Genomic DNA, 17,324 nt, shown 5'->3' with positions numbered 1-17,324 from the left:
TTAAATCATTGCGCAATAAATTGCACCATAAGCTGTACCGTAGGCAGCTAAACCTCCCATTACTAATAATCCAACACCTCCAGTTGCTACACCAGCGATTAGGATTGCGGCTGCGAATCCTGCTCCCAAACCAGTGTATGTTTCACAATCTCTACCACCAATGGTACTCTCCATTCGATCAATACTTAACTCTCTCATAACGAATTTAATTTGGTTGAAAATTCATTAAGTAAGCTAATAATAATTAGATATCGGTGACATTTCCTGTCACCCGATTATTTTTTTTTGAAAAAATGCAGCTATCTGACTCCTTACAATAAATGATTTCATAGGGAGAAGAAAGACGTAAGTCATCCAAAATTCTATACACCGTTCTTTTGTGTACCTGAAGCTTTTTGGCCAGTTTTGAGGACCCTCCTGTCTTTTTTTTCTCGATCAACTCAATCAAGATCTTGGTCCGCTTTTACTATCGGACTTCATCCGGGATAACAAAATACCAGATTTTCTACTTTTAGTAGGACGCTTAGCTCTTCAATTTCTTCTTTATTGATGGGTAATAGTTTTGATTATTTAATATCCACATGATTGGAGTCCATTTTACCAGAAATAAAAGAATCCATAAATAATCATTTTTGTACCACGAAATATAAGACCATGATTAAAATGGGTTTAACCACATAGCTATCTATAATGAGAATGAGTTTAGGAAATTGATCATTAAAACGTGCCATAATACAATAAAAAATGAAAATAACAGGACAGCTATACTAAAAGTTATTTTAACAATATTTATATGCTGGATTATTTTCATTAATTTAATATTAAACACTATACACCTTTAACATCTACACGACCTATTGTAATAAATTTTTTGGTTAAAAAGAGAGTTATGGAATAAACCACCGCCATCAAAATAAATGCAGAGATAATTTTTAAAGCCGTAGATTCAAATGGCCAAATCAGAATAAAATTTATCCAACCGACAAATGGATTAAATAAAAGCCAAAAACTTTCATCAAATGTTCTTGCGGCAATTGTTAATAAGCCAATGATGTTACACATAATCATAATTAGGTCAACCCCATGTTTTTTAAAGCCATTTTTGATAAATACCATAAGCCAAACGAAAAACAGGTATTGGAAGCCTAAGATTAGTAGTTCAAAAATTATCTCTGGTAATGAAACTCCTAACTTTATCTTAATAATCCCGATAAAAATGGCAAATGCTGCTAAAATCACAAGCATTGGTACTTGTGTAATAGATCTTTTGTATTGAGAAAAAAAGATTTGCCTGCTACTCGCTGATCCGTTAAGATGTTCATCGGATGATCCAGTTATCGTACTTTCATTTAATTTTAGTAAGAAAAAGTAATATATGCCAATATTAAAAAATAAATAATTCTTAAGTGCTAGAAAATCAAAATCACTCATTTCCGCAAAACCATTGGGATAGAAAAAGAAAAGAATGATTAGAAAAAAGCTAATAAGTCCGATGGATGGAGCAAGGTGTTTCATAGTACATGGATGATATTCTTAATGCTGTAGTTGTTTGATCTAATGACCAAAGGATTAATACATTTATTAACCCTTTGGTAGTGTGAGATTTTAAATTAACATGGATCCCCATTTTTATAGACACCATACGCTAAAAAACAGAGACTGGCCACAGCCAATCCTACGCCCAGAGGAGCCATTACACCAGTTGATGCAAGTGCACTAGCTAAAGAAAATATGCCAACCTCTGCTTCTAAAATTGCTACCGCACAATCAATGTTTCCCCCATTCACCATCTCCATTTTGTCCATACTTAACTCTTTCATAACGAATTTAATTTATTTGGTTGAAAATTTATTTGGTTGAAAATTTATTTAACAGTACAAGTTTAATTTAGGACTGGTGAAACAATCTTTTACTGAATCAACTTTTTTCGATAAAAACATAACTTTTTTCATCCTTACAATAACATATACCCCGACCAAGTGTCAACCGCAAATCATCAATTATCAAATAAACCATTCTCTTGGACACCCCAATAGTTTTGGCCAAGTCTCCAGGCCCTCCAGTCTTATTTTTTCTACCATGGCAATCAAGAGTTTGGACCGCTCGTAGTAATTTAGACCTGCCATGATGCATCGGTTTTGGGTTGAAGAATATTCTGATAGTCCGAGGTCAAGGTGTTTTCTGTGGTCAACAGTTGAACTAGCGTTCCCACTGATCTTTCCTATCTCTTGGATTAGGATTTCATCTTGAACTTATGCAATATTGGTAAATAAATGTAACCAATTGTAAATTGGTAAGGATATCAGGGTAGGAAAAGGCGTAAAGAAATGATCCCTTTGGTTCCAATAGCTATCGGAATTAGCCTTGGGCTTGATGTAGGGTAGACCAATTCCACCCAGCGTTAAATTGAACTTGAAACTTCAGAAGAAAACTACGCCTAGTGGGGCTAGCAGAGACTATTCTGCTAAATCTTCCATACTGGCATAAAAGCCCATATTTATGAAACTTTTTTTTCCTTCTTGATTATTTTATATAAACCAAAAATAAAAATAGGAAGTGAAAGGATTTGCCAAACGGCAAACCCTTGCTCTTTTATAGCAAATCCAATTGCTACTGATAACAAAATAACTGAAATTAAATGTAGAATTTTTTCCATAATTATTTAATAACCATTACACTGTGCAACCATAGCTACAGTTCCTAATGTAGTCCCAATACCACCTAGAACCACTAGTGCTGTCAAGGGACCCACAACAGGAACTCCAAAAGACCAAGCTAAGAGGCCTATTCCACCTGCAACTGCTCCAACACAAGACCAGTTCACTCCCCCACTCACCATCTCCATTCGATCAATACTTAATTCTTTCATAACGAATTTAATTTATTTGGTTGAAAATTTATTTAACAATACAATAATAATTAGATATCGGTGACATTTCCTGTCACCCGATTATTTTTTTCTAAAAAAATGCAGTTATCTGACTCCTTACAATAAATGATTTCATAGGGAGAAGAAAGACGTAAATCATCCAAAATTCTATACACTGTTCTTTTGTGTACCTGAAGCTTTTTGGCCAGTTTTGAGAGCCCTCCAGTCTTTTTTTTCTCGATCAACTCAATCAAGAGCTTGGTCCGCTCGTAATACTTCAATCCTGCCATAGTGGTATTAGTTTAGGGGTACTAGATGTTGCTATGCTTTAGAAAATTGATTAGCTGTTTGTAATAATTCAGCAGCAGTTCCACATCCTTTGATTTGCCCATCTTCTAAGACCATCAAGCGGACCATGCTGGCTACCAAAGCCGGTTGATGGGTAATCAATAAAAGGGAAGCTTGATTTGACCGGACATAGGATTTTACAACAAAAAGTAATGCATGCTCGGTTTCCCAATCCATGGCAGCTGTAGCTTCATCCAAAACAAGGATTTCGGGCTTTTTAACCAGTGCAAGGGCCAAACCGACCAGCTGCCGCTGCACACCGGAAAGGTTCCTGCCTTCTTCCCCACAGATGGTAAGGACCCCTTGAGGGAATTGATTGAAAAATCTTCCTAAACCCTAAATTTACTGCCAACTAAACGCTTCCTTAAACAGCGGCTAATAAAGAATTTTCAATTCAGCTGACGCTATTTTTTACTAGAAAATATTTTTTTATTGACTAGAAAAGAATAGGTCACAAGAAAAATCACCCAAACATACAAGATTTTATTAAAGGTATTGCCATAATCAGAAAATGTCCCTATAACCACTATTATAGTTATTGCCGTGAGTATAATTAATATAAATTTCTTCATAGCTTTAAATGTTTAAGATAGTTCATAAAAAGATTTATGAACTATCTTATGATGTTTTAATACGCAACACAAGCTAGAGCAACAGCCGAGATAGCAATCGTTCCTCCCCACCCCATTGGATTCCATAAATTAGCGACAGCACCTAGTGTATAAACTCCTGCTGCTGCCGCAAATCCATTACAAAACGCAGTGACTTTATCACCACCAGATACCTCTTCTAATTGAAATTCATGTAACTCTGTCATTCTTTTGTAATTTAAAACATCTAACAAGGCTTTCCGAAGTAGGTAATTGCTAAACTTCCAAATGCTCCGACTCCTAAACCAACAACAAATCCAATTCCTCCACCTGCTAAAGTACCAGCAAGAGTTGCCCCTCCTAAAAAAGACACAGAATCACTTTGACAATATTGACTCAACAACCCACCGTTAACCATCTCCATTTTGTCCATACTTAACTCTTTCATAACGAATTTAATTTATTTGGTTGAAAATTCATTAAATAAGCTAATAATAATTTGATTTCGGTGACATTTCCTGTCACCCTATTATTTTTTTCTAAAAAAATGTAGCTATCTAACTCCTTACAATAAATGATTTCACAGGGAGAAGAAAGACGTAAATCATCCAAAATTCTGTACACTGTTCTTTTGTGTACCTGAAGCTTTTTGGCCAGTTTTGAGAGCCCTCCAGTCTTTCTACTTTCAATCAACACAATCAAGAGCTTGGTCCGCTTTTACTATCGGACTTCATCCGGGATAACAAAATACCAGATTTTCTGCTTTTAGTAGGACGCTTAGCTCTTCAGTTTCTTCTTTATTGATGGGTAATAGTTTTGATTATTTAATATCCACATGATTGGAGTCCATTTTACCAGAAATAAAAGAATCCATAAATAATCATTTTTATACCACGAAATATAAGACCATGAGGAAAATGGGTTTAGCCACATAGCTATTTTTAATGGGAATGAGTTTAGGAAATTGATCATTAAAACGTGCCATAATACAATAAACAATGAAATCAATAAGCTACTCTGAGTATGAAAGATGGTAACGAATATAAGTAAGGAAAGGCATGTTAAGAATAAATAGTGTTCAATGATGGATACTATCAATAGGGTATCGAAATCAGACGTAATGACAATAAATATGATCCCAGAAAACAAAAAAATAAAATTTTCAAAGGTAAGTAAGTACTTTTTTGTGAGTTGGACAAAATCTTTTTTTAGCGTGTAGTTGCCAATAAACCCTTTGATATAGATGAAATAAACAGGAGCTGAAAAGAAGAAAATACCGTAGCCATTCAAGATAAAAAAAATATCTTCTCTTTTAAAATCGTCCCAAAAATCAAAAAAAATGAAAATTAAGAATAACAAGATAGCTATAATGAAGGTTATTTTGACAATGTTAATATATTGGATTATTTTCATTGATTAAATGATAAATTTTATATAAATTAAGTATTGATAAAAATATAGCTGAATAGATAAATTTCTATTCAGCTATATTTTTAAATATTTCCGCAGTTTCCTATAATAGATGCTGTTGCACCTAACTTTCCAAGGCCATATCCTAATAAAAGCACCCCTGTCGCACCTGTGCCTGCAACTATTGCCGCTGCACCTAATGTAAAACTTACCGATAACAAAATAGAACCTGCGCATGCAAAACCACCCCCTCCTGAGATGGTTGAACATTGGTTTTGGCTGATTACAATCATTTTATACAAGCGTCAAGAACAAATAAATTTGCTGCCATATGACCAATGAATAACCCCCCAACTACCGCTGGTGCAGCAGGACCAGTTGTAAGTGCGGCGCCAGCTGCCAAACCTAAAATAGATGATGCCGAACCTAAAAGTGCTCCTGCACATGCCCAACTTCCCCCACTCACCATCTCCATTCTGTTAACACTTAACTCTTTCATAACGAATTTAATTTATTTGGTTGAAAATTTATTTAACAATATAATAATAATTAGATGTCGGTGACATTTCCTGTCACCCGATTATTTTTTTCTAAAAAAATGTAGCTATCTGACTCCTTACAATAAATGATTTCATAGGGAGAAGAAAGACGTAAATCATCCAAAATTCTATACACTGTTCTTTTGTGTACCTGAAGCTTTTTGGCCAGTTTTGAGGGCCCTCCTGTCTTTTTTTTCTCGATCAACTCAATCAAGAGCTTGGTCCGCTCGTAATACTTCAATCCTGCCATAGTGGTGTCAGTTTAGGGGTACTAGATGTTGATATGCTTTAGAAAATTGATTGGCTGTTTGTAATAATTCAGCAGCAGTTCCATAGGCTTTGATCTTCCCATCTTCTAAGACCATCAAGCGGTCCATACTGGCTGCCAAAGCCGGTTGATGCGTAATCAATAAAAGAGAAGCATGATTTGCCCGAACATAGGATTTCACGATAGAGAGCATGGCATGCTCGGTTTCCCAATCCATGGCAGCTGTAGCTTCATCCAACACAAGAATCTTAGGTTTTTTGGCCAAGGCACGAGCTAAGCCGACCAGCTGCCGCTGCCCACCGGACAAGTTCCTGCCTTCTTCCCCGCAGATGGTAAGAATTCCTTGAGGGAATTGATTGAAAAATCCTCCTAAACCCAGTTCTTGTAAGGTCTGAACGGTCTTTTCTAAGTCTTGAGGATTATTTGTCAGGGCTATATTGTCCAATACTGTCCCATTGAAGAGCTTCTCTTTTTGACTGACAATTCCCAACTGATTTCTCCAAGTGATCAAATCACTGCATTCGTCCGACAGGAAGGGCATAGTAAGCATCCCTTGTTCGGGACTATAAAAACGCTGAATCAGCTCCACTAAGGTGCTTTTTCCTGTTCCGACTGGAGCAAAAAGTGCTGTGGTTTGACCTGCCTGTAGTTGAAAACTCACCCCTTTTAGTATCGGACTTCGTCCGGGATATCGAAATACCAGATTTTCTGCTTTTAAAAGGACGTTTGGCTCTTCAGCATCTTCGTTATTTATGTGAATTTCCCGCGATTCTGCTTTTAGTCCCGCAATCTCATGCATTCGGTCAAAAGCTACCTTGGCTTCCTGAAACTGTATATTGGCTACTACCAAACCTGCTACAGCTGGTAAAATAGAACTCCCCACCTGAATCAAGGCCATCAATTCCCCTAGTTGGAGGTTTTTTTGAAATACTAAATATACTCCCAGTCCGAATAATAGACTCATAAATACGGCTACAATGACCTGCGTGAAAAATGAAAAGCTATTGCCAATAATAGCCAAGTCATAGCCCTTGGACTGATAATGTCCATAGACCTGATCTATTCTGTCTTTGAATACTTGTTCCTTACCATAGGATCTTAAGACATGCACTCCCATCAAGCTATCGATGTACTGCGTCTCATTGAGGGCATGGGCTGCCATCACTTCTTTTTGCTTGGCAATGATGGGCTGATGATAGCGCCAACCAATGAATAAAAATATCATAGCAGCTACTACACACAACCACCCCATCACCCATGATTGGTAGAAGACAAAAGCTAAGGAAACTACTACTACCAAAACATTAATAATGACCGTCCCGGTAATCATGGCGACTGTTTGCTGGATGCGTAGGGAATCATTCATACGAGCGATCAAGTCGCCCGTACTGAACCCCTTGAAGTAATTCATGGGCAGATGGAATATTTTCCCGACAAAGGAAGACACAATCCGTATATTTAGGCCTTTTCCCTGTCTTGCCATAAATACACCCAAGAAATAACCCAATAATGAGCGGAAGAGTAATAAAGCTCCCAATGCGATTACCCCAAAGATGGCTTTGTCATAAGTCTGATTAGGAAGAAAATCATCAATGAGTTTTTGTGAAAATATGGCTGTAGAAAGCCCAGTGATGGCCATAAGTGTTCCAAGAACTGCCGCAACAGCTAAAATTGGGATATCTTCTGCAATAAGCGATCTTAACCATTCATTTTTGGCACTGGATTGGGATTTTCTTGCCTGAAACCGCTCAGTAGCTTTTATTTGGAGTAGAATACCTGACTTCCAGATTTCGTTTAATTCAGTCTCACTGTAGCCAATTATCCCCACGCTGGGATCACTAATCCAAAACTTGTTTCCATCAAAGCCAAAACAGACCACATAATGTTCCCTCACTTGATCCATAATTACATGAAGGATGACGGGGTCTGCTTGTTCTTTCAGATGTTTGATTTCCGCTTCGAAGCCCTTGGCTTCTAATCCAATTTCTGAAGCTGCTTGAATCAGCCCCAGAAGGGTAGTGCCTGACATCGTTGTTCCGCTCACATCACGTAGTTTTTCTTGGGTGACTTCTCCACCAAAATATCGGGAAATCGTACTCAGACAAGCCAAGCCACAGGCATATTCTCCCAATTGAGCATCATGGAGCCTTTTTAATTTGGATGCTTGTAATTTCATGGTTTTGCCTCCTCTCTTTTCAGTAGCTTATCTAGCAGAATATCCAATTTCACTGGGCCTTGATAGTTGGCTATCAAATTCCCCGAGCTATCATACAAAAAAATACTGGGGGCAGAACGTACGCCTAGATAGGTAGATAGGTACATTTCCTCATCGATCACTAGCTGTACATTCCGCTGATTAAGAAAAGGATAATCTCCCGAAACACTTTCTATCTCGTCCCTCAATTGGTTGGTAGTAAGTAAGATAGCTACATCTTCAAATTCTTCAATCCGTGAATTAAGAGCGTTAAGCGTGATTTTACAAATGTCACACGTGGAGTTAAAGTAAACCAACAGAAATGGGCGGTTCGATGCAAATGTTTCAATCTCAACCTTTTCTTCTTTTAGCGTGGCTAAAGTCATGGAAGGAATAGACTGGATCTGTTGACTAACCTGTGCTTCTTGCTTAGACTTTTGGTTCAACTTCCAAACAAGCCCTGCAAGTAAGCATAGCAGCAATCCTCCTACGACGAGCAAAAATATTTTTCTTGACATGGCTTAGGTAAAATTAATAGTTAAGAAAAGAATCAAAATCACCCAAAAGCTCATGGAGAAGCTATAGGATCCAAGGACAACTTTTGAGCTGTCTGATTTTTTAAAATCCAGTTCCTGACTAAAGAAGTAAACCAAGAGTATGCAATAAATGACCTCAAAAATATTGAGCAATTGTAAAGGATAATACCAAATGGGATGCACGGAAGAAATATCCAGCATACTGAGTACTGACAACGGAGCAAAAAGCGAGAACTCAGAATAAGTCAAGTCAGATGTTGCCCCTAAAATCACTTTCAGCAATCCTCCTATCACGATAATACTTTCGGCATATACCGCAACCGTAAATAAACTCCCTAAGTTGATGCCCTGATGCTTGTTAGCAAAGAACAGCCCCGCATAAAGGACCAAAGCCATCAAAAAGCACTTAATAGTTAAAATAAGGAAAGTGAAGAGTATCGAAAATTTGTTCCAATATCTCATCTCCTCCAACATATCCAAAAGGACATTTTCTGGGATTTCAATTTCGATTTGGTTGGCTAATTCGCTGGTTAGCATAGCCTCCAAATCCACTACTAGGTAGCTCGTAACGAAAAGACAACAGGATTAGAATAACAAGAATAAGAAATTTTTCATACATGATTACTATAGTACACAACCTCACTTTATTTTCTACCAAATACAGACATTTGAATCGAAATATGATAATTATGTTTTAAAATAGCAATAGGACATGACCTAAGAAACAGATTACAAGGCCTGAAATGTATACCTTCACAAAAGTAAATTCCGAAATATATAAAAATACAATATAAAGTTATTTTTAAGGTCCTAAAAAATCAACACACATAACTAATGTTTTTTTGAAAAAGAAATAAAAAATAAATGCTACGCGCAATGCCAAAAATCCCGTATCTTGCCTTTCATGCCATTTTCCTCTCGTTTTCAGCACTGGCGCCAGCGGTTCCAAGGGCAGCAGCCGCTCTTTTTCGCCTTCCTTTGGGTTAGCATCATCCCCTTTATCGGCAGCGCCCTTCTCAGCACTTTCTTCTTACGGTACCCCGAGCACCTACGCCAAATCACCGAAAACAGCTCCTTTCTCTTACTTTTCCCCGTGCTCAGCCTTAGCATGGGACTCGCCCTGCTGCCCACTACCTTTGTAGCCATTTCCTGTGGCTTTCTATTGGGCTGGAAAGCCCTCCCGCTCCTCACCGCTGCCTACCTCTGCGCCTCCGCCATCGGATATGCCCTTGGACTTGGGCTGGACGCCCAAAAAGACCGTCAAGGCTTTCTCCAAGCATTCCCAGGCCTGAAAGCACTTCTGCAGCAGCGCGCCTCACGCATGGGAGAACTCGTATTCTTCGTCCGCATAAGCCCCGTCATTCCCTTCGCACTCTCTAACGTACTTTTCGCCACCCTCCGCGTCGGCTGGAAGCCCCTACTCCTCTGGGGCTTTCTCGGCATGCTCCCCCGCACCCTCCTCGCCTTCAGCTCGGGATACCTCGCTGCAGATATCTACAAGGCCTTAAAAGGCGGAAATGCCGCCTGGGAAATTAGCCTCCTCCTGCTCTTTCTCCTGGTTTCAGGCTGGGGAATTATACGTTTTTTCAGGGGCTCCACCCCCCAAAAGCATCTTTAAATAGACTCCATCCCTCCAACATAAGGGGCCTCTATGCCTCTAAAAGGCGCTTGACGGCATCTTCATAACGCGCACTTAAAGGTACCCGTACGTCCCCTTTTAAGGTCAGTTGATGCCGTTCCACGCGCAAAACATGGAGCCGATTTACCATAAAAGAGCGATGCACGCGGATAATGTACGCCGGAATATCCTGTTCTAACTCCGTCAGCGTCATTCGCGCACTCCATTCCTCACCACCTAACAAAAAGAAGTGCACATAATTTCCCCGCACCTCCACATACCTCAGCTCCCGCCAGACGATTCGCACATGCTCCGCCCCCACCTTCAGAAAGCGGGCCTCATCGGCATCTGCCTCCAGCAGGCGCTGATAGTCGCGCGCCTTTTGACAAGCTTTTAAAAAGCGGGGCAGCCCGAAAGGCTTCAACAAATAATCCATTGCGTCCAGCTCGAAACTGCGCAAAGCATGCTCTGAATAGGCCGTCGTGAAGATGAGCAAGCAGTGCTCCGGAAGCAAGCTCGCCAAGTCAAGGCCATTTAAATCGGGCATCTTGATATCTAAAAAAACCACTAGTGGACGCCGAGAGGTAGACTGACGTAAAAAATCCAAGCCCTTTATCGCATCCGTAAACGTCGCCTCCAGCTGCAAAAAAGGCACTTTGGCAGCATGCGCCTTGATAATTTCGATCGCCATCGGCTCATCATCGATCACCACGGCGGACAGATTTCCACTACTCATACAATAAAGATACTCAAATGCACAAAGAACGCATCGCCCGCCTCGTAAATCTTTAGCTCATGCCGCTTTGGATACAGCAGCGCCAGTCGTTGTCGGACATTTTCTACCCCCACACCGTGCGAGTGCCCCTCAGGATCCTCCCCCTGCTTAGCATGCACACTGTTGGTCACATGAAAATGCAAAACCTCCCCCTCTCCTTTCACATGCACTTTAATCCAAGATTTATGTTGCACGCTAACTCCATGCTTGAACGCATTTTCCACAAAGGGGATGAGCAGCATCGGGGCAATCGTTCCCTGCCAGCCCTCTTCTAACTGCACCTGCAGGCTGATCTCTGGATTATCATCCTGCTGAAAGCGAAGCCGCTGCAGACTCACAAAGTTCTCGATATAGCTCAGCTCTTCTTGCACAGGAATTTTCGCCTTCTCATGCTGGGTAAACATGTACCGCATCAGCTCCCCCAGCTTGGTAATGGCCTCTCCTGTACGTTCTGCTCCCTCCTGTAGCGCCGTGCCGTAAATGCTATTCAGCGTATTGAAGATAAAATGTGGATTGATCTGACTTTCTAAAAAGGCTAACTGCGCGGCATTCCGATTAACCTGCACATTCAGCCGCGTGAGCTGCTGTAAGTTGTCCTCATAGCGGGCAAACAGCAGGTCGCTAATCGGGATGATCAGCACGACCACGACGAAAAGCAGCCAGACAGCAGAGATAAAAACCGCAAATGGATTGCCGATCCACAGCAGTAGCCCACCCAAGAGGATGGCCGAAACCAAGAAGCCATAGTTGCGCGTCGCCTTTGCGGGGTTACCCGCACGCTTCTCCCCATAGATAAAAAAGAAGTTCACAAAGCTTACCACTGCGACAAAAGGGAGGTAAAAGGCAAACAAGCGGGTCAGCAGCGTGAAGCGGCCATCTGAAAACTGAAACAGGTAGAGGGTCAAAAAGAGGTAAAACAGCGCCAAGCGGATGCCATTATACCAGCGCAGGTCCTGGCTCCCCCGCTGCTGGGCGATTTGGTCGAGCAGAAGCACGAAGGCAGCATAAAGTCCAAAAAGCAGGAGCATACGGAAATAAATCGGTGCCGGACCTAGGCCTCCATGCATGATTTCCGCGAACAGAAGATGTAGCGCGAAGCCGAGCCCCAGCAGCAGGAGGCTTAGCAGTCCGAATTTCCATTTTTTACCATCCTGTCGAAACTGCACCCAGAGGCGCATCCGCAAGAAGTAAAACAAGCCCAAAAAGAGAGTCCCGGATGCTGCCAGATAAAAAAAGGTATCGTTACGAAAAGGATAGATAAAATTAAGGAAGCCGATAGCGATGAGAAGGAAAGTCGCTGCGGAAAAGCCCCACCATTCGATCTGACGAAAGTTAAGTTTTGTTTTGCTGAGCATAGGTCTTGTGTTTTAGTCCTACAAGGCTACGCACTATTCGGCCTACGGCCAAAGCGCTGGGATGGATCGGCTGTTTTTAGGGATGGAAAGCTTTTTCGTGAGACCTTTTACCCACAGTGTGAGCATGGAAGTAAACAGTCTTTCGCTAAAAAAAGCTCTTACACGCTGTTTTTTGCAAAGGCATGCATTTGGCAAAGGAAATTTCACACGAAATCAACTACCTATGCAAAAAATTACGCTACTTCTTACTTTCTGCCTTTGGTTTCTCTGCTTACAAGCATTCGGTCAGGGAGCCACCAGCGCAGGGCTTACCGGGCTCATCGAAGACGACTTAGATGAACCACTGCCAGGAGCCACCGTTCAAGCCACCCACCTCCCCTCGGGCACACGCTACACCATGGTGACACAGCCAAATGGTCGTTTTACTATACCTAACATGCGAACGGGTGGACCTTACCGTGTTGAAGTGAGTTTCATCGGCTTTGAAACCCAAGTCTTCGAAAATATCTCCCTGCGACTCGGGCAGCGGTATGTGTTGAATGTGCAGCTACAAGATGGCGATATGGAATTGGAGACCGTCACGATTTCGGGCTTCAAAGATAATATCATGAATGATGAACGAACGGGGGCAGCCACTACGATCAATAAAGAGGCTTTAAACACCATGCCTACTTTGAGCAGGAGTGTCCAGGATTTTACGCGTCTCACCCCACAGTCTAATGGGGAATCTTTCGCGGGTCAAGATCCGAAGGCCATTAACTTTTCGCTTGATGGCAGTATCTTCAATAATGCCTTTGGCCTTTCCGGTTCTATTCCCGGTGCACCGACGAACTCCACTCCTATTTCTTTAGATGCGATAGAAGAAATTCAAGTAAACATCGCCCCTTATGATGTCACGCAGGGTGGATTTACAGGCGCTGCCATTAATGCGATAACCCGATCCGGAGATAACGAATGGAGGGGCTCTGCCTTTTATAATACACGAAACGAATCTTTCGTCGGCACCCAAGCCAGAGGAACAGAAGTGGTTACCTCGAATTTTAATGTGGAGCAGTATGGCTTCCGAGTGGGTGGGCCTATTATCAAAGACAAACTTTTTGTTTTCTTCTCAGCAGAATCCGAAAGGCGCTCGGATCCTAACTCTCCCTTCGTGGCAGCAGCTGAAGGGCGCACTGGCGCCAATGTCACGCGTGTCCAAAAAAGTGACATGTTGGCTGTGAGAAGCTTCCTAACAGAAAACTTCAACTACGACCCGGGGCTTTTCGAGAATTACAATTTGAATTCGATCTCAGACAAATTCTTGATCAAGTTCGATTACAACATAAACGAACAGCATCGCTTAAGTTTTCGGTTTAACACGCTGATTTCTTCAGCTGAAAGACCCGTCGCCCGAACCTCTTTGGGCTTTGGAGGTAGAAATCAAAACCTATTTTCTCTCAACTTTCAAAATTCAAATTACACCCTGCAAGACAATATCTACTCTGGTATACTAGAACTAAACTCTACATTTGGGAGCAAATTTGCCAACGAATTGCGCTTCGGCCTGACGGCAAACAGGAACTTTAGATCTTGGGAAGGCGGCAATTTTCCTGCCGTAGATATTCTTCAAGATGGGCGTAACTATATTTCTTTCGGTACAGACCTGCTCTCGCCAAACCGCGCGCTGGACTCTGACATTTGGCAGTTTCAAAATAATTTTACCGCCTTTCTTGGTAACCATACACTCACTGCAGGTGTGAATTTCGAAATGTTCGACTTCGCGTATACCTTTACCCCCACGTTCTTCGGACATTACGTGTACAACAGCCTCGATGACTTTTTTCAACATGCCAGCGGTCAGGAAGTAGAACTTCGCCGCTTTCAGCGCCAATTTTCCGCACTGCCGGATGGAAGCATCCCCACTGCGGAGACCAGAGCGTATATCGCGAGTGCCTATATCCAAGACGAATATGCTGTTAGCCCGCAGTTAAAAGTTACGCTCGGACTACGGCTTGATGTGCCCTTTTATGACCAGACAGCACTTTTTAACCCCGAGGTAGCAACCCTCGATTTTCGCCGACCTGATGGCACTGCTATCCCGATAGAAACAGACCGTCTCCCGGAACCTCAGTTCATGTGGAGTCCAAGGATGGGCTTTAACTGGGATGTCTTAGGCGATCGTTCCTTCCAAGTCCGAGGTGGTACAGGACTTTTCTCAGGTCGCCCCATCTATATTAACATCTCCAATATGGTCAATACCAATGGCATGCTGCAGGGGCAAATTCGAGCCGATAATACGCGGGATTTCGCCTTTTCACCTGATGTCAATGCGCATATACCTGCAGTTATCGGACGCCCCGAATCCTATGATGTGGCGTATATCGACCCTAACTTTAGAAACCCACAAGTCTGGAGGTCCAATATCGGTATCGACAAAGAGTTATTTGCCGGTATCGTCGCCACACTAGAAGGCATCTACACCGCGCAAGTATCTGATTTGCTTTTTTTCGATGCTAACTTGAACAATCCAACACGTAACTTAAGTGGCCCTGATGATCGCCCTTTATATGGGTTTAGCGATGAATTGAATAGAAGAAACCCACAAATCACAAACGCTGTGGTGCTTGACAATACCAGTCAAGGTTACAGTTACAGCCTTACGGCACAGCTGTCTAAATATTTTGAGAATGGCCTTCAGGCGATGGCAGCCTACACCTATGCAGTAGCCAAAAACATGGTGGATGGAAATACCCAGCATTTTTTGTCTTATGAAAATATCCATAGTGTACGTGGTGGCAACTTCCCCGAGCTGGGATTTTCTCTTGATGACCAGCGCCATCGGTTTATCACAGCCCTCGGCTACAGAAAAACCTTCGGAAATCGCTTTGCGAGTAACATTTCACTCTTCTATGAGCTGCGCAATCAAGGAGTCGAATCTTTCGTCTACAATACTGACATCAATGGAGACCTGATCGTCGGCAATGACCTGATCTTTATCCCTACCGAATCACAGCTACAGGAAATGGCCTTCGATCCACTTACCCTAAACGCACAGACCTTCACGCCAGAAGAGCAGCGCACTCTTTTTAATGAGTTTATCGAACAAGATGCACACCTACGCACACGAAGAGGAGGGTATGCCATGCGAAATGGCGTTCAATTTCCGATGGTGGGACGCTTAGACTTTTCCTTCGTTCAGGATTTCTTCTTGAACCTAAAAGGCAAAAAGAATGTGCTCCAGTTCCGTATGGATATATTTAATGTTACGAACCTGATAAATAGCAACTGGGGGGTGGGGAGTATTATCGCCAACGAAAGCCCTATAGCCATCACGCGCATAGATCCGGATACCTTGACACCTGTTTACCAGCTCAATCCGAGTAGAGGGGAATTGCCTACGAACACCTTTGTGCGAACAGCGAATATAGGGGACGTCTGGCAAATGCAGCTCGGGCTACGCTACATCTTCAACTAAAAATCAAAAAAGGGTAGTCCAAAAGACTACCCTTCTATGTTGTATTTTTTCAAGCGCTGATAAAGTGTTTTCCGGTCGATACCTAAAAATTCGGCAGCTTTAGATTTATTATAGCGAAAACGTGCTAAAGTATCTAAGATCAACTGCTTCTCAAGAACTTCCTGCTGCTCTTTTACCCCTTCCATATTCTTGATTTCTACAGGGTCTGCTGCCTTCATGGGATTTCCCCCGGAGGCAGACAGAAAGAAGTCAGAGAATAGTTCCGCTGTTAAAACCGAGCCCTTAGCCATTAAAACCGCGCGACGTACCCTATTCTTTAATTCCCGCAGATTACCCGGCCAGGTATACTGCTGAAACATCGTTACAGCATCTGGGGAAAAACCTGTCACCTGCTTGTTAAACTGCTCATTACTCCGCTGGACAAAGTATTCAGCATAAGGCAGTATGTCCTCTTTGCGCTGGCGCAAAGGAGGTATATCTATCCTAAACTCACTTAACCTATGGTACAGGTCTAAACGAAAACTCCGCTCGCCACGTGTATCCAAGGTTTCATTTGTAGCTGCAATGATGCGAATATTTAATGGAATCGGATTTTGTGAGCCTACTTTCTGAATGATCCGCTCTTGAATCGCCCGTAGCAGTTTAGACTGGACGTCCGGATGAAGATTTCCTACCTCATCTAAAAACAAAGTCCCACCCTGAGCGTCTTCCATATATCCCTGGCGATCCATATGTGCACCAGTAAATGCCCCTTTTACATGTCCGAAAAGCTCTGAAGCAGCTAACTCTAAAGAAAGTGATCCACAATCCACCGCCACAAAAGGACCCTCGTGGCGACCTGAAAGTGCATGTATTTTCTTAGCAAAATATTCTTTCCCCGTCCCAGATTCCCCCATCAAAAGCACCGTTAGTTCAGTGGGCGCTACCACTTCCGCTAGCGCATAGGCATCCTTAAACGCTTCGCTTATTCCCGGGACGAACACAGACCGCATCGGAGCACTAGCCGGATGTTGGACCACCTCCCGAACCACTTGAAGTAACTCTTCCGGATTAACCGGTTTAGTAATATAATCTCGAGCACCTAGTTTAATGGCCTGCACGGCAATGCGTACCTCCGAGTAATTCGATAAAAAGACCACAGGCAAGTGCTTATGCTGCTGCAAAATTTCACGTAATAAGTCCAGTCCATTACCGTCTGGAAGCCAGTAGTCTAATAGGACAAGCTCGAAACCAACTTCTTTTAACAAGCGTTCAGCCTCTGAAATGGAGGATGCTACATGCACTTCATAATTTTGTTTTTCTAAAAACTTCTTAAGTAAACGCTGATAACTAAAATCATCTTCCACTAAAAGAATTGGCAGCATAGTT

At 42.1% G+C, this 17,324-nt stretch carries 20 protein-coding genes; 2 read left to right on the top strand and 18 right to left on the bottom strand.

Annotation, left to right across the window (positions count from 1 at the left end; genetic code table 11):
• The 15 genes from ACXIT9_RS10925 to ACXIT9_RS10855 form a co-directional block, all read right to left on the bottom strand.
• Complete coding sequence (locus tag ACXIT9_RS10925; protein WP_458056265.1) at positions 1 to 198, bottom strand: hypothetical protein; 198 nt, start codon at positions 196 to 198, stop codon at positions 1 to 3.
• A 46-nt stretch (positions 199 to 244) separates the two neighbouring features.
• Entirely contained in the window at positions 245 to 448 is a 204-nt protein-coding gene (locus ACXIT9_RS10920; protein WP_458056264.1) for a hypothetical protein, read from the bottom strand.
• 380 nt (positions 449 to 828) lie between these two features.
• Positions 829 to 1,515 (bottom strand): hypothetical protein, encoded by a 687-nt coding sequence (locus ACXIT9_RS10915; RefSeq protein ID WP_458056263.1) that lies wholly within the window; start codon positions 1,513 to 1,515, stop codon positions 829 to 831.
• Positions 1,516 to 1,610: 95 nt separating this feature from the next.
• Positions 1,611 to 1,820, bottom strand: a complete 210-nt coding sequence (locus ACXIT9_RS10910) for a hypothetical protein (protein WP_458056262.1) — start codon at positions 1,818 to 1,820, stop codon at positions 1,611 to 1,613.
• A 677-nt stretch (positions 1,821 to 2,497) separates the two neighbouring features.
• The gene (locus tag ACXIT9_RS10905; protein ID WP_458056261.1) at positions 2,498 to 2,656 is read right to left on the bottom strand and encodes a hypothetical protein; all 159 of its coding nucleotides are present in this window, start codon (positions 2,654 to 2,656) and stop codon (positions 2,498 to 2,500) included.
• A 263-nt stretch (positions 2,657 to 2,919) separates the two neighbouring features.
• Complete coding sequence (locus tag ACXIT9_RS10900) at positions 2,920 to 3,159, bottom strand: hypothetical protein (protein ID WP_458056260.1); 240 nt, start codon at positions 3,157 to 3,159, stop codon at positions 2,920 to 2,922.
• Between the two features lie 31 nt (positions 3,160 to 3,190).
• Positions 3,191 to 3,508: an ATP-binding cassette domain-containing protein gene (locus ACXIT9_RS10895; RefSeq protein WP_458056501.1), complete on the bottom strand. Its 318-nt coding sequence runs from the start codon at positions 3,506 to 3,508 to the stop codon at positions 3,191 to 3,193.
• A 337-nt stretch (positions 3,509 to 3,845) separates the two neighbouring features.
• Positions 3,846 to 4,034 carry a hypothetical protein gene (locus tag ACXIT9_RS10890; protein ID WP_458056259.1) on the bottom strand — a complete coding sequence of 63 codons (189 nt, stop codon included), beginning with the start codon at positions 4,032 to 4,034 and terminating at the stop codon, positions 3,846 to 3,848.
• Positions 4,035 to 4,054: 20 nt separating this feature from the next.
• Positions 4,055 to 4,255 (bottom strand): Blp family class II bacteriocin, encoded by a 201-nt coding sequence (locus ACXIT9_RS10885; protein ID WP_458056258.1) that lies wholly within the window; start codon positions 4,253 to 4,255, stop codon positions 4,055 to 4,057.
• 1,045 nt (positions 4,256 to 5,300) lie between these two features.
• Positions 5,301 to 5,510, bottom strand: a complete 210-nt coding sequence (locus tag ACXIT9_RS10880; protein WP_458056257.1) for a hypothetical protein — start codon at positions 5,508 to 5,510, stop codon at positions 5,301 to 5,303.
• On the bottom strand, positions 5,507 to 5,716 hold the full coding sequence (locus tag ACXIT9_RS10875) for a hypothetical protein (protein ID WP_458056256.1): 210 nt from the start codon (positions 5,714 to 5,716) through the stop codon (positions 5,507 to 5,509). The genes ACXIT9_RS10880 and ACXIT9_RS10875 overlap by 4 nt, the downstream gene beginning before the upstream one ends.
• A 50-nt stretch (positions 5,717 to 5,766) precedes the next feature.
• Complete coding sequence (locus tag ACXIT9_RS10870) at positions 5,767 to 6,006, bottom strand: hypothetical protein (protein WP_458056255.1); 240 nt, start codon at positions 6,004 to 6,006, stop codon at positions 5,767 to 5,769.
• Between the two features lie 7 nt (positions 6,007 to 6,013).
• On the bottom strand, positions 6,014 to 8,200 hold the full coding sequence (locus ACXIT9_RS10865) for a peptidase domain-containing ABC transporter (protein WP_458056254.1): 2,187 nt from the start codon (positions 8,198 to 8,200) through the stop codon (positions 6,014 to 6,016).
• Positions 8,197 to 8,736 (bottom strand): TlpA family protein disulfide reductase, encoded by a 540-nt coding sequence (locus ACXIT9_RS10860; RefSeq protein WP_458056253.1) that lies wholly within the window; start codon positions 8,734 to 8,736, stop codon positions 8,197 to 8,199. Before ACXIT9_RS10860 ends, ACXIT9_RS10865 begins: the two co-directional genes overlap by 4 nt.
• Positions 8,737 to 8,739: 3 nt before the next feature.
• Complete coding sequence (locus tag ACXIT9_RS10855; RefSeq protein WP_458056252.1) at positions 8,740 to 9,291, bottom strand: hypothetical protein; 552 nt, start codon at positions 9,289 to 9,291, stop codon at positions 8,740 to 8,742.
• 367 nt (positions 9,292 to 9,658) lie between these two features.
• On the opposite strand from ACXIT9_RS10855, the gene ACXIT9_RS10850 reads away from it, so the two are divergent.
• Positions 9,659 to 10,372 (top strand): VTT domain-containing protein, encoded by a 714-nt coding sequence (locus ACXIT9_RS10850; protein ID WP_458056251.1) that lies wholly within the window; start codon positions 9,659 to 9,661, stop codon positions 10,370 to 10,372.
• 31 nt (positions 10,373 to 10,403) lie between these two features.
• Here the strand turns inward: ACXIT9_RS10850 and ACXIT9_RS10845 are convergent, their stop codons facing one another.
• Positions 10,404 to 11,108, bottom strand: a complete 705-nt coding sequence (locus ACXIT9_RS10845) for a LytR/AlgR family response regulator transcription factor (protein WP_458056250.1) — start codon at positions 11,106 to 11,108, stop codon at positions 10,404 to 10,406.
• A complete protein-coding gene (locus ACXIT9_RS10840; RefSeq protein ID WP_458056249.1) occupies positions 11,105 to 12,502 on the bottom strand; it encodes a sensor histidine kinase in 1,398 nt (465 codons plus the stop codon). Before ACXIT9_RS10840 ends, ACXIT9_RS10845 begins: the two co-directional genes overlap by 4 nt.
• A gap of 223 nt (positions 12,503 to 12,725) precedes the next feature.
• Here ACXIT9_RS10840 and ACXIT9_RS10835 point away from each other — a divergent pair, with 223 nt between their 5' ends.
• Positions 12,726 to 15,956: a TonB-dependent receptor gene (locus tag ACXIT9_RS10835; protein ID WP_458056248.1), complete on the top strand. Its 3,231-nt coding sequence runs from the start codon at positions 12,726 to 12,728 to the stop codon at positions 15,954 to 15,956.
• Positions 15,957 to 15,982: 26 nt separating this feature from the next.
• Here the strand turns inward: ACXIT9_RS10835 and ACXIT9_RS10830 are convergent, their stop codons facing one another.
• A complete protein-coding gene (locus tag ACXIT9_RS10830) occupies positions 15,983 to 17,320 on the bottom strand; it encodes a sigma-54-dependent transcriptional regulator (RefSeq protein ID WP_458056247.1) in 1,338 nt (445 codons plus the stop codon).
• Positions 17,321 to 17,324: the final 4 nt, after the last annotated feature.

Source organism: Nitritalea sp. (genome assembly GCF_054166705.1).
This window is presented reverse-complemented; position numbering and strand designations above follow the sequence as displayed.